This window comes from Micromonospora sp. WMMD1120 (assembly GCF_029626235.1).
Taxonomy (GTDB): Bacteria; Actinomycetota; Actinomycetes; order Mycobacteriales; family Micromonosporaceae; genus Micromonospora.
In genome coordinates this window covers 133,205-145,601 of the sequence record NZ_JARUBO010000005.1, presented here as the reverse complement: position 1 = coordinate 145,601, position 12,397 = coordinate 133,205, and the positions used below count along the sequence as shown (strand labels likewise).

Sequence of the window (12,397 nt, the reverse complement as noted above, 5' to 3'; positions counted from 1 at the left end):
ACGCCGGTGGCCCCGCACCCGGGCGGGTACGGGGCCACCGGCGACGCGTCACAGCTCGGCGAGGGTGCCGGCGTACATCTTGTCGATCTCGCCGGCGAAGTTGCTCTCCACGCTCCGTCGCTTGATCTTCAGAGACGGGGTGATCTCGCCATCCTCGATGGTCAGGTCACGGGGCAGGATGGCCACCTTCTTGATCGTCTCCCAGCGGTTGAGCTTCGCGTTGAGCTGCGCGACGTACTCCTCGACCATCGTCTGCGCCTCCGGCGAGGCGACGATCTCGGGGTAGCTGCGCCCCTCCAGCGGGCCGCCGGCGACCCAGCCGCGGATCGCCTCCGGGTCCAGGGTGACGAGCATCGTGCAGAAGTTGCGGGCCTGACCGATCACCACCGCCTGCGAGGTGTACGGGCAGATGGCCTTGAACATCCCCTCGATGTGCGACGGAGCGATGTACTTGCCGCCCGAGGTCTTGACCAGGTCCTTCTTGCGGTCGGTGATCCGGAGGTAGCCCTGCTCGTCGAGGCTGCCGATGTCACCGGTGCGAAAGTAGCCGTCCTCGGTGAAGGAGGCGGCCGTCTCCTCCGGCAGGTTGTGGTAGCCGCGCATCACCGGCCGGCCGCGCACCAGGATCTCCCCGTCGGTGTCGATCCGGCACTCCAGGTCGCCCATCGCCCGGCCCACGGTGCCGATCCGCAGACCGTCCGGCGGGTTGACGAAGTTGCCGGCGCTGGTCTCGGTGAGGCCGTAGCCCTCGGAGATCGGCAGGTTCGCCGCGGCGAAGAAGGTGGAGATCTCCGGGCTGAGCGGGGCGGCGCCGGACACCAGCACCCGCATCCGGCCGCCCAGCCGCGCCTGGAGCTTGCTGAACACCAGCTTCTCGGCCAGCCCGTAGCGCAGCGCCAGCCCCGCCGGCACCGGCTTGCCGGCCTGCTCCAACTCGACCTTCTGCTTGCCGACGCCCACCGCCCAGGTGAAGATCTTCGCCTTCGCGCCGCCGGCGCCCTGCGCGGTGGTCACGGCCTTGTTGTAGACCTTTTCGAACACGCGGGGAGCGCCGCACATCAGCGTCGGACGGATCACCGCGAGCAGGTCGACGAGCTTGTCCACCCGTCCGTCGACGTAGGTGGGCAGGCCGACGTGGATGGCGCCGCAGAGCAGGGTCTTGCCGAACGAGTGGGCCAGCGGCAGCCACAGGTACTGCAGGTCGTCGTCGCGCAGCAGCCCGACCTCGGCCTGCGCCACGGCCTCCCAGCACCAGCCGCCGTGCAGCAGCTCGACGCCCTTGGGCCGGCCGGTGGTGCCGGAGGTGTAGATCAGGGTCGCCAGGTGGTCCGGGCCGATGCCGGCCACCAGCATGTCGATCAGGTCCGGCTCGGCGGCCAGCGCGGCAGCGCCCCGCTCCTCCAACTCGGCGAGCGTCAGCTGCGGAACCGCCGCGGCCGGGTCGACGGCGCCGTCGAGGAGCACGACGTGGGTCAGCGCGGGCAGGTCGGCGCCGGCGATCTTCGCCGCCTGGGCCGGGTTCTCCGCGAACAGCACCTTCGACCCGGAGTCCGCGATGATGTACGTCGCGTCCGCCGGCTCGGTGGTGGGATAGACGGTGGTGGTCGCGCCACCGGCGCACATGATGCCGAGGTCCGCGATCACCCAGTCCAGCCGGGTGTTGGCGAGGATCGCGACCGGGTCCTCCTGGCCGACGCCCAGGCCGTGCAGGCCGGCGGCGACAGCCTTGGCCCGCTGACCCACCTGGGCCCAGGTGAGCCAGACCGGCGCGGAGTCGTCGGGGTTCGGGGACGCGAACGCGTTCCGGTCGGGGGTGGCCGCCACGCGCTTGAGGAACATGTCCGGGATGGAGCGGTACGGTACATCGAGAGCCATCGCTGTAGCCGCCTTCGGGGGTGGTGGCGTGACGGTCGTCACGTCATGATGGTTACCGAAGAGTATTGCCTGGCGGTGCGCATCGGCTAGTCCTGGTGATCGTCCGGCCGTCCCCTCCTGACCGCCGGTAGGGCGGATCAGGCGTACCGGGCGGCCAGCACCGACCAGTCGTAGGTGGCCCGGACCCAGTTGCGCCGGGCGGCCAACGCCTGCCGCATCACGTCGTCGCCCTCGGCCAGGATCGCCTCCTCGGCGTCCAGGAACGTCGCCAGGCCCTCATTGAACCGGTGCGCGGCGGTCCGCAGCGCGGTGACCTCGTCCGCCGCGGCGTCCTGGGCGAGCACCGTCACCAGGTTGTGCGCGTCCGGGTCGGCCCGGCTCTCCTTGCCGTAGGAGAACAGGTCGTTGCACCAGCAGACCAGGTCCACGGCGAGCAGATCCAGGGCGACCAGCCCGGGATCGGCGCGCTGGGTCGGCCCGGTGGGTCGCGTCGAGGCCAGGTCGGTGAGCGTGAGGCACGGGTGTACGCCGCCGATGTGCCGGCGCAACTGGAGGTACTCCGCCACCTCGGGCACCCGGTGACGCTCCCGGTTGCCCGCCTCCCAGAGCAACGCCAGCAGGTACTCCCGCATCTGGCTGACGAACCGCAGCAGCAGCGCCGCGTGGTCGTGCAGCCGGGTCCGACGGCAGAGGTCGTGCAGCGCGTCCCCCAGCGGCCCGACGGCGGGCGGCACGATGTCCGGGTCGCCGCACCGGTCGAGCACGTCGAGCAGCGTGCTGATCGCCGGCCCCAGGCGGACCGGGTCCGCGCCGAGACCGTCCTCGTCGCACGCGTCGTCCATCACGAACAGCCAGCTGATCAGGTCGGTGAGCAGCCGCAGGCCGTCCACCGACCCGTCCGGGCAGGCGCGACCGGCCAGGCCGGCGGCGTCGGCCAGCAGCAGCCGATGCACCCGCTGACCGGAATCGACCAGCCCGAACGCCCGCGCCCACTCGATGCTCTCGCTCGCCACCTGCTCCGTGGCGCTATGGCGGCGCGTGGGAAACGGGGGTTCCCGCAGCGCCGACATCGCGAAACTACGCACAGTGCGCCCCCACTTTCGTGCCGCCCGGCGCGGAGCGGCGCGGTGAAGCGTACGGGAGGGCGCATCCGCGTGTTTCGCTGGGTGTGGGGAATGACACAGGGTTTTCGTGACCGTTTGGGCGCAGAGAGTCAGAAGCCCAGGCTGGCGGCGCGCAGTCGCTGTGCGGCCTCCACCGCACCATTCACCTGCACCCGGGCGACCCGCTGCCGACCGGAGAAGAAGAGCACCAACTCGCCCGGTGGGCCGACCACGCGCAACCGCTCGCCACCACGCCCGACCGAGACCTCGCCGTGGTCGGGCGCCTGCACGTAGAGGTCCGCCGGAAACCGGCGCAGGGCCAGCCGGGCCATCGGGGCCGCTCGCTTCCAGAGCGCGCGTTGCAGGCCGGCGGGCAGGTCGCGGGGCCGCCACCCCGGGGCGGCCCGCCGGACGTCCTCGTGATGGATGAAGAACTCCATCAGGTTCGCGACCTCGTCGGTCAGCGGGTTGCTGATCGGGCTCCACAGCGGCGGCCGTCGCACCCGGGCCACCAGCTCGGCGTAGGGCGAGTCGGCGAGCCGACGGCGGACCCGCTCGGCGTGGCCGCGCAGCGGCGGCAGCACGATCCCGCCCGCCGCGTCCGGTCGGCGCTCCCGGAGCACCAGGTGCGCGGCGAGGTCGCGGGTGGCCCAGCCCTCGTTGATCGTCGGGGCGTCCGGCCCGAGGGCCAACAGGAGATCGGCCAGCGCCTCGCGCTCGGCTCGGGCGTACCGCGGCATGACCCGATCGTAGGCCGGGCGGGCGGTCGCTGCTGGGCGGCGGGCGACCGTCGACAACGCCGCCGGCCCCCGTCCGGTACGTGACGGTCGACATATCCGGTCAGGGTCGGCGGTGCCGGCCGCGAACGGTAAGGATGAGGGAGATAATTGCGGCTTACGGCGGGGGAGAGCGTGGCGAGCAGGACAAGTCGGGACGTTCTCAGTCGAGGGCTGGGCGTCCTGCGGCAGGCGATCCGGGAGCAGCCGCGGATCTTCACGGTGGCGGTCGTCGGCAGCGTGCTCTTCGGCGGGATGATCATCGTCAGCGCCCGGGTCGTCGGGTCGGTCGTCGGCGGGGTGGCGCTGCCCGCCATCGAGCGCGGCGAGGTGGGCGCCGGCGCCCTGGCGCTGGCCGCGACCGCGTTGTTCGGGATCAGCGTGCTGCGGGTGGCGGGCATCTTCGGCCGCCGGCTCGGCGCCGGCTACATGCAGTACCGCCTCCAGGCGGCCTACCGCCGCCGGGTCACCCGTCGCTACCTGGAACTGCCGCTGTCCTGGCACCACCGCAACTCCACCGGCACCCTGCTGTCCAACGCCAACTCGGACGTGGAGGCGGCGTGGTATCCGATCGCCCCGCTGCCCTTCGCCGTCGGCACGCTGGTGATGCTGGTCGGGGCGATGGTGTCGCTGTTCGCCACCGACTGGGCGCTCGCCCTGGTCGGTCTCGCGGTCTTTCCCGCGCTGTTCGCGCTCAACGTCGTCTACTCCCGCCGGATGGCTCCTCGACAGGCTCGGGCGCAGCGGCTGCGCGCCGAGGTCAGCGGCATCGCCCACGAGAGTTTCGACGGCGCGCTGGTGGTCAAGACGATGGGCCGCGAGGCGCAGGAGACCGCCCGGTTCGCGGGCCGCGCCGGCGAGCTGCGCGACTCGCTGATCGCCGTCGGTCGGTTGCGCGGCGTCTTCGACCCGCTGTTGGAGACGCTGCCCAGCCTCGGCACGCTCGCCGTGCTCGTGGTCGGGGCGTTCCGGCTGCGGCAGGGCGCGATCAGCGTGGCCGAGCTGGTCAGCGTGGCCTTCCTCTTCACCGTGCTGGCCTTCCCCGTGCGGGCCATCGGGTGGGTCCTGGCCGAGCTGCCGCGCAGCGTCGCCGGCTGGGACCGGGTCCGCCGGGTGCTCGACGCCACCGGCGAGATGCCGTACGGGCGGCGCGCGCTCGACCCGACGGACGCCGGCCCGGCCACTCTCGCCTTCGACGACGTGCACTACTCCTATCCGCCGGCCGAGGCCCACCAGCCCGGCGCGCGGGTCCTCGGCGAGGTCAGCTTCACGGTGCCGGCCGGTCGGACGGTGGCCCTGGTCGGGCCCACCGGGTCGGGAAAGTCCACGATCGCCTCGCTGGCGGTGCGCCTGGTCGACCCGGACGCCGGCTCGGTGACGGTGGACGGGGTGGACGTGCGCGAGCTGACCGCCGCCTCGCTGGCCGGCACCGTGGCCCTGGTCGCGCAGGTGCCCTTCATCTTCGACGACACCGTCCGCGCCAACATCGCCCTGGACCGGCCGGGCGTCGACGACGAGGTGGTCTGGGCGGCGCTGCGGCTCGCCGAGGCGGACGGGTTCGTCGCCGCGCTGCCCGACGGGCTGGACACCATGGTCGGTGAGCGGGGCACCTCGCTCTCCGGCGGCCAGCGGCAGCGGCTCACCCTGGCCCGCGCGTTGGCCGGCCGGCCCCGCCTGCTGGTGCTCGACGACGCGACGAGCGCCGTGGACCCGCGGGTCGAGGCGGCCATCCTGGCGGGGCTGCGCTCCTCGACCGCCGAGGCGGGGGTGCCGGTCGCGTCGATCCTGGTGGTGGCGTACCGCCGGGCCACCATCGCGCTCGCCGACGAGGTCATCTACGTGGAGCAGGGACGGGTGGTCGCCCGGGGCACCCACAGCGAGCTGCTGGCCACCGTGCCCGGTTACGTGGACCTGGTCACCGCCTACGAGCAGGCCGAGGTCGACCGCGCACAGGACACCCCGTACGACGACGAGGTCGCGCCGTTGCCGTCGGGCCTAGAAATCGAGGTGGACCGGTGAGCGCGAGGAGTGCAGCGGAGCGGAGCCCCGCAGTCGTGAACGGAAGGCGGGCCCGGTGAGCGCGAGCGCAGCCACGGAAACGAGTGACAAGCGGGAGGAGACGACCTGGCAGACCCTGCGCCGAGGGCTGGCGCTCTCGCCGGAGTTGCGGACGGGACTGGCCGGCACGTTGGCGTTGGCGCTCGTGTACATGGTCGGTCGGGTGGCCGTACCGGTGGCCGTGCAGCAGGGCATCGACCGGGGCATCGTCGGTGGCCTGGACCTGGAGGTGGTCTGGACGGTGGTCGCCGCCACCGCGGCGATCCTGGCGGTCACGACCCTCTGCGGTTACCTGATGATGCGTCGACTGTTCACGGTCAGCGAGACGGCGCTGGCCAATGTGCGGACGAGGGCGTTCCGGCACGTGCACGACCTGTCGATGTTGCACCAGCAGTCGGAGCGGCGTGGCTCGCTGGTGTCGCGGGTGACCAGCGACGTCGACCAGATCACCCAGTTCCTCCAGTGGGGCGGCGTGATCCTGCTGGTCAACCTGGGTCAGCTGGTGGTCACCACGGCGGTCATGCTGGCGTACTCCTGGCAGTTGACGCTCGTGGTGTTGGCCGCGTTCCTGCCGGCGGTGTTCATCATCAGGCAGTTGCAACGGCGCCTCGGCGCGGCGTACGCGACGGTACGGCAGCGGACCGGCACCTTGCTCGGCGCGATCGGCGAGAGTGTGGTGGGCGCGCCGGTGATCCGGGCGTACGGGATCGCTGGGCGCACCGAGCGTCGGCTGGACGAGGCGATCGACGCGCAGCGCCTGGCCCAGCAGCGGGCGATCCGGATCAGCATCGTGGGCAGTTCGGTGGGGGAGCTGGCGGCCGGGTTGGCGCTGGCGGGCGTGGTGGTGCTCGGCGTGTTGCTGGGGGTGGACGGCACGCTGTCGATCGGCCAGCTCACCGCGTTCCTCTTCCTGGTCACGCTCTTCATCCAGCCGGTGCAGATCGCCACGGAGGTGCTCAACGAGGCGCAGAACGCGATCGCCGGTTGGCGTCGCGTGCTGGACGTGCTGGACGTCGCCCCGGACGTCGCCGACCCGGGGGAGCAGGGGCGGGAGCTGCCGGGTGGGCCGCTGGACGTCCGGTTCTCCGGGGTGCGGTTCGCCTATCCGGGTGGCCCGCCGGTGCTGCACGACATCGACCTGGAGATCGCGGCGAAGAGCCGGGTGGCGGTGGTCGGCGAGACCGGCAGCGGCAAGACGACGTTCGCCAAGTTGCTGACCCGGCTGATGGACCCGTCGGCCGGGGCGGTGCTGCTGTCCGGGGTGCCGCTGGCGGACGTCCGGTTCGACTCGCTGCGTTCGCGGGTCGTGATGGTGCCGCAGGACGGTTTCCTGTTCGACGCGACGGTGGGGGAAAATGTCCGGTTCGCCCGGCCGGAGCTGACCGACGAGCAGCTCACCGCGGCCTTCACCGAGCTGGGGCTGTCGGACTGGCTGGAGGGTCTGCCGGCGGGCCTGGACACGCCGGTCGGGGAGCGCGGTGAGGCGCTGAGCGTGGGCGAGCGGCAGTTGGTCGCGTTGGCCCGGGCGTACGTGGCCGACCCGGACCTGCTGGTGCTCGACGAGGCGACGAGCGCTGTCGACCCGGCGACGGAGGTGCGGTTGCAGCGCACCCTGGACGCGGTCACCCGGGGTCGGACAACCCTCGCGATCGCGCACCGGCTCTCCACGGCGCAGGCCGCCGACGAGGTCATCGTCGTGGACCGGGGTCGGGTGGTGCAGCGTGGCCCGCACGACGAGCTGGTCCGCGAGGCCGGCTCGGTCTACGCGCTGCTCTACGCCTCCTGGCTGGAGCAGACCCGGTGACCGGGTGTGGCGGTGTCGGTGGACGGCGCGGGGCGGGTGCTCTAGTCTCCGGTTAGGTAAGCCTAACCTTTGAAGGAGTCGCGCCCATGCGGCCCAATCCCGCCGAGATCGTCCGTACCCTCGTCGCCGGTCGCCTACCCGGTCTCGTCCACCTGGCCCACCGGCCGGGCCCGCACCACGCCCGGCACGTGACCGACCCGGACGGGCGGGTGCTGCTGTTGGTGCCGGTGGCCAGCCACCTGGCCGCCGCCCTGCAACCGGCCACCGGCGGCAGTGACGTCGCGGTGGTGCTCGACGTGCTGGACCTGCCACCCGCCGCCGGCGCGCCCGGCCTGGGCCGCGCCTGGGTCTCCGGCTGGGCGGCGGAGCTGCGCGGCGACGAGGCCCGGCACGCGGCCGTCGACTTCGCCGCCGTGGAGCCGACCGGCGACCTGCTCGACCTGGGCACCCGGTTCCGGCTGTTCCGCTTCGAGGTGGTCGAGGTCCGCTGGGAGCGGGCCGGCGTCGTGCGCCGGGTCGACCCCGGGGAGTACGCCGAGGCGGAGCCGGACCCCGTGCACCCGGTGGAGGCGCGCCTGCTCGCCGACCTCGCCGAGCGCCACAGCACCCGGGTGACGGCGTACCTGCGCCGGCAGCTCGGCCTGACCGAGCAGACGCCCGACGGGCCGCCCCGGGTGGTACGCGTCGACCGCTACGGTCTGGTGGTGGCTGTCGGCCGCCCCGGTGCCCGGCGGCGAATCCGGCTCGCCTTCCCCGGCCCGGTGGCCGATCCGGCGGAGCTGTCGTGGTTGCTGCCGCCGCTACGCCAGCCCGCCGAAGCCCACCCACCAACCTGACCTCATCAACGAGGCCGCGCTCCCGCGCTCCCGCGCTCCCGCGCTCCCGCGCTCCCGCGCTCCCGCGCTCCCGCGCTCCCGCGCTCCCGCGCTCCCGCGCTCCCGCGCTCCCGCGCTCCCGCGCTCCCGCGCTCCCGCGCTCCCGCGCTCCCGCGCTCCCGCGCTCCCGCGCTCCCGCGCTCCCGCGCTCCCGCGCTCCCGCGCTCCCGCGCTCCCGCGCTCCCGCGCTCCCGCGCTCCCGCGCTCCCGCGCTCCCGCGCTCCCGCGCTCCCGCGCTCCCGCGCTCCCGCGCTCCCGCGCTCCCGCGCTCCCGCGCTCCCGCGCTCCCGCGCTCCCGCGCTCCCGCGCCCGCCGATCTTGCACTTTCGGTCGACGATCTTTGCACTTTGTACCTTTAGTCGCAGCACAAAGCGCAAGATCGCGGAGTGCGGCCGGGCGCACCCTCGCGCCACGCCCTTGCCAGCGTCGATCTTGCGCTTTCGGTCGTTGATTCGCGCGGTATGCCCTTTAAGTCGCAGCAGAAAGTGCAAGATCGACGGGCGCGGTGGGGGCGGGGCGGGGCGCGGTGGGGGCGGGGCGGGGCGCGGTGGGACGGGGCGGGGCGGTGGGGTGTGAGGGTTGGTGTTAGTGGGGTAGGGGGCCGGTGAGGTAGCGCTGGATGGTCGGGCCCACTGCGGCGGCCAGGGTCTCCGCGTCCGCGGAGGCGACCGGCTCCAGGCGCACCACGTGCCGCATCATGGCCAGGCCGATCATCTGGGTGGCGACCAGGGAGCCCCGCAGTGGCAGTTGGGCCGGGTCGACGTCGAGTTGTTCGAGTACCCGGCGCAGCACCTGGGTGGTGATGAACTCGCGCAGCAGCCGCGCGGTCCACTCGTTGCTCACCGCCGAGCGCAGCAGCGCCACCCCGGCGCTGCCGGCCGGGGAGTCCCACACACCGAGGAAGATCCGCACCATGCGTTCGCCGACGGTGTCCAGGTCGCCGGTGAGCACCTTCGGCACCAGTTGACTGGGATCGACGGGGAAGTTCATCGCGGCCAGGAAGAGTTGGTCCTTGCTGCCGAAGTAGTGGTGCACCAGCGCGGGGTCGACCTCCGCGCCGGCGGCGATGGCGCGGATCGAGGCGTTGTCGAAGCCGCGCTCGGCGAACGCCGTGCGCGCCGCGTCGAGAATCGCCTCCCGGGTGCCCGGTTTGCCGGGTCGCCGGCCGGTCCGCCGCGTCATCGCCGCCCCTCGTTCGTCCACCCGGGCCTGTCGTGGATCACCGGACCCGCGCCAGGTCGTCAGCCCGGCCCGCGCCAGGTCGCCCGGCCCGCGCCAGGTCGTCCGGCCCGCGCCAGGTCGTCCGGCCCGCGCCAGGTCGTCAGCCCGGCCCGCGCCGGCGACTGGCCCGGCCCCGGCGGTCAGCCGGTGCGTCGGCGCAGGGTGGCCGCCGCGAGCACCAGCGCCAGCACCACCGCGCCGAACACCACCGCCACGTCCGCCCAGGTCCGGCCGGTCGGCTCGGCGTGCGCGCCGACCTCCTGCAACGCCTCGATGGCGTACGACAGGGGAAGGGCGTCACTGAGCGCCTGGAGCCAGCCCGCCATCTGGTCCCGGGCCACGAACAGCCCGCAGAGCAGCAGTTGCGGGACCACCACGACTGGCAGGAACTGTACTGCCTGGAACTCGGTGCGCGCGAAGGCACTGCACAGCAGCCCGAGCGCGACGCCGAGCACCGCGTCGAGCACGGCGATCCCGAGCACCAGCCCGATGCTGCCGGCGGTGTCCAGGTCGAAGATCCAGTACGCCACGGCGGCGGCGACGGCGGCCTGCGCGGCGGCGGCCAGCCCGAACGCGATGCCGTAGCCGAAGAGCAGGTCGAGCTTGCCCAGCGGCGTGGTGAGCAGCCGTTCCAGGGTGCCGGAGGTGCGTTCCCGCAGCATGGCGATGCTGGTCACCAGGAACATGATCACGAAGGGGAAGATGCCCAGCAGCACCAGCGCGATCCGGTCGAAGGCGCTCGGCTGCCCCGGTGGGGTCGGCTGGTCGGCGTACATGAAGTAGACCAGGGTGAGCAGCGCAGCCGGCACCACCACGAGCAGCGCGATGGTCCGCCGGTCGTGCCGGAGCTGACGCAGGATGCGGCCGGTGGTGGCGGCCAGGATTCGTGGGTTCACGCGGTCGCCTCCCGGGTGGCTGTCGTGTCGGTGCCGGTGGCGGCGGCCTCGCCGGCGCGGATGAGTCGCAGGAACGCCTCGTCGAGGTCGTCCACCCCGGCGGCGGCGCGGATCGCGGCGGGGCTGTCGTCGGCGATCAGCCGTCCCTGGCGGATCAGCAGCAGCCGGTCGCAGCGGGCCGCCTCGTCCATGACGTGGCTGGACACCAGGAGGGTGGTGCCGGCGGCGGCCATCGCGTGGAACCGGGCCCACAGGTCGGCGCGCAGCACCGGGTCCTGCCCGACCGTCGGCTCGTCGAGGATGACCAGTTCCGGCTCCCCGACCAGGGCGCAGGCCAGCGAGGCCCGGCTGCGTTGGCCACCGGAGAGGGTGGCGACCAACTGGCCGGCCGCCGCGGCCAGCCCGACATCCTGGACCGCCTGGTCGGCCTCGCTCCGCCCACGGCCGTAGAGGGAAGCGAAGTAGCGGACGTTCTCCCGGACGGTCAGGTCGGCGTAGACGCTCGGCGCCTGGGTCAGGTAGCCCACCCGGTGCCGCAGCGCCGGGGTGCCCGCAGGTTGGCCGAGCACGGTGACGGTGCCACCGGCGACCACCTGCACCCCGACCACCGCCCGCAGGAACGTGGTCTTGCCGCTGCCGCTCGGGCCGAGCAGCCCGGTGACGGCGCCGCGCGGCACGCGGCAGCTGATCCCGTCCAGCACCCGCCGTCCACCCCGGTTCACGACCAGGTTCTGGACGGCTATCGCGTCGTCCATCACGCACCTCCCAAGAACTCATCATCTGTTGAAATCAACGCTAGATGAAATCTTCGGCGGACCGCAACGGTCGTGACGGGTGGCCGACCGTCGGGCGTCGCAGGTGGCGCGAGAACGGGCAGTAGGCTCCGGACCGGACACGAAGTCCGCCAACGGGCATTGCGCGCTGATCGGACGTGCGGCACGATGGCGCGGTGGGTCACGCTCCGTTACCGGACAGCGGTTTTCTCGAGGATTGGGCCGCGCGGTTGCGGCAAGCCGCCGAGCGGCCGGTCGTCGGCATCCTGTTACGCGGCAGCCACGCCCGTCACGCCGCCACCGCACACAGCGACGTCGACCTCGACGTGCTGGTGGGTGGTGGCGCCCCGTACGCGGCGCGGCAGGCTTACCTCGCGGAGTCCGCGGGCCAGGTCACCCACGTCTCGGTGGCCGCCCGCGACGTCCACTCCTGGGTGCACCGCCTCGGCGAGCCGGCCGACTGGGCGTTCGGGCTGCCGGTCACCGCGCCCGCCCGACTGCTCTGGGCCGACCCGCACTGGCGGCCCCGGATCGACCTGCCGGTGCTCTGCCAGCCCGCCGAACCGCCCCGGCTCGAGGAGCTGATCGCCACGCTGGGTAAGGCCGCCTCCGCCCGCGCCACGCGCGACCGTATCGGGATGCGGCTCGCGGTCGCCGACCTGGCCCGGCTCTGCCCCTCGGTGCTGCGCCCGGCCAACCCGTCGGTGCGGGTCCACTCCCGTCGGGCGGCCTTCGCGGCGGCCCTGGACCTGCCGGTGGCCCCGCCCGGCTACCGGGCGGACATGCTGCTCTGCCTCGGCCTGCGCCCGGGTGCCACCGGGCAGCTCTGGGCCGCCGCCGTACGGCTGGTCGCCGGCACGTTGCCGCTGATCCGGCCGTACGCCGAGGAGATCGCCGAGGCGGCCGGCGCGGACCTGGCGGCGGCCCTGGTCGACGGTCGCCTGGGTCGCTACGTCGCCCAGTTGGCCCGGCCCGCCGGGTCGCGGCCCGCGCCCCGGCGGGAGCGGTTCCCCGTG

At 73.4% G+C, this 12,397-nt stretch carries 9 protein-coding genes and 1 pseudogene; 4 read left to right on the top strand and 6 right to left on the bottom strand.

The window, feature by feature from the left end:
* Positions 1–48: 48 nt before the first annotated feature.
* The 3 genes from O7634_RS00705 to O7634_RS00695 all read right to left on the bottom strand — a co-directional run bounded on the left by O7634_RS00705 (position 49) and on the right by O7634_RS00695 (position 3,718).
* Positions 49–1,875: a long-chain fatty acid--CoA ligase gene (locus O7634_RS00705; protein WP_278148239.1), complete on the bottom strand. Its 1,827-nt coding sequence runs from the start codon at positions 1,873–1,875 to the stop codon at positions 49–51.
* A 137-nt stretch (positions 1,876–2,012) separates the two neighbouring features.
* On the bottom strand, positions 2,013–2,888 hold the full coding sequence (locus O7634_RS00700) for a terpene synthase (protein ID WP_278148238.1): 876 nt from the start codon (positions 2,886–2,888) through the stop codon (positions 2,013–2,015).
* Between the two features lie 200 nt (positions 2,889–3,088).
* Entirely contained in the window at positions 3,089–3,718 is a 630-nt protein-coding gene (locus tag O7634_RS00695) for a TIGR03085 family metal-binding protein (protein WP_278148237.1), read from the bottom strand.
* A gap of 171 nt (positions 3,719–3,889) precedes the next feature.
* Here O7634_RS00695 and O7634_RS00690 point away from each other — a divergent pair, with 171 nt between their 5' ends.
* The 3 genes from O7634_RS00690 to O7634_RS00680 all read left to right on the top strand — a co-directional run bounded on the left by O7634_RS00690 (position 3,890) and on the right by O7634_RS00680 (position 8,452).
* Entirely contained in the window at positions 3,890–5,773 is a 1,884-nt protein-coding gene (locus tag O7634_RS00690; protein WP_278148236.1) for an ABC transporter ATP-binding protein, read from the top strand.
* A gap of 55 nt (positions 5,774–5,828) precedes the next feature.
* Positions 5,829–7,616 carry an ABC transporter ATP-binding protein gene (locus O7634_RS00685; protein WP_278148235.1) on the top strand — a complete coding sequence of 596 codons (1,788 nt, stop codon included), beginning with the start codon at positions 5,829–5,831 and terminating at the stop codon, positions 7,614–7,616.
* 86 nt (positions 7,617–7,702) lie between these two features.
* Positions 7,703–8,452, top strand: coding sequence for a DUF2470 domain-containing protein (locus tag O7634_RS00680; protein WP_278148234.1), 750 nt, complete (start codon positions 7,703–7,705; stop codon positions 8,450–8,452).
* Between the two features lie 624 nt (positions 8,453–9,076).
* Here O7634_RS00680 and O7634_RS00675 read toward each other — a convergent pair.
* The 3 genes from O7634_RS00675 to O7634_RS00665 all read right to left on the bottom strand — a co-directional run bounded on the left by O7634_RS00675 (position 9,077) and on the right by O7634_RS00665 (position 11,363).
* Complete coding sequence (locus O7634_RS00675; protein ID WP_278148233.1) at positions 9,077–9,673, bottom strand: TetR family transcriptional regulator; 597 nt, start codon at positions 9,671–9,673, stop codon at positions 9,077–9,079.
* Between the two features lie 179 nt (positions 9,674–9,852).
* Positions 9,853–10,608, bottom strand: coding sequence for an ABC transporter permease (locus tag O7634_RS00670; protein ID WP_278148232.1), 756 nt, complete (start codon positions 10,606–10,608; stop codon positions 9,853–9,855).
* Positions 10,605–11,363 carry an ABC transporter ATP-binding protein gene (locus O7634_RS00665; protein WP_278148231.1) on the bottom strand — a complete coding sequence of 253 codons (759 nt, stop codon included), beginning with the start codon at positions 11,361–11,363 and terminating at the stop codon, positions 10,605–10,607. Before O7634_RS00665 ends, O7634_RS00670 begins: the two co-directional genes overlap by 4 nt.
* A gap of 176 nt (positions 11,364–11,539) precedes the next feature.
* Here O7634_RS00665 and O7634_RS31855 point away from each other — a divergent pair.
* Positions 11,540–12,247: pseudogene (locus O7634_RS31855) on the top strand (phosphoribosyl-AMP cyclohydrolase); the annotation flags it as partial.
* Between the last annotated feature and the right edge of the window lie 150 nt (positions 12,248–12,397).

Bases quoted from the DNA above. Each gene is read 5' to 3' on its own strand.
- O7634_RS00675 (WP_278148233.1), bottom strand. From the start codon at position 9,673: ATGACGCGGCGGACCGGCCGGCGACCCGGCAAACCGGGCACCCGGGAG.
- O7634_RS00705 (WP_278148239.1), bottom strand. From the start codon at position 1,875: ATGGCTCTCGATGTACCGTACCGCTCCATCCCGGACATGTTCCTCAAG.
- O7634_RS00680 (WP_278148234.1), top strand. From the start codon at position 7,703: ATGCGGCCCAATCCCGCCGAGATCGTCCGTACCCTCGTCGCCGGTCGC.
- O7634_RS00695 (WP_278148237.1), bottom strand. From the start codon at position 3,718: ATGCCGCGGTACGCCCGAGCCGAGCGCGAGGCGCTGGCCGATCTCCTG.
- O7634_RS00665 (WP_278148231.1), bottom strand. From the start codon at position 11,363: ATGGACGACGCGATAGCCGTCCAGAACCTGGTCGTGAACCGGGGTGGA.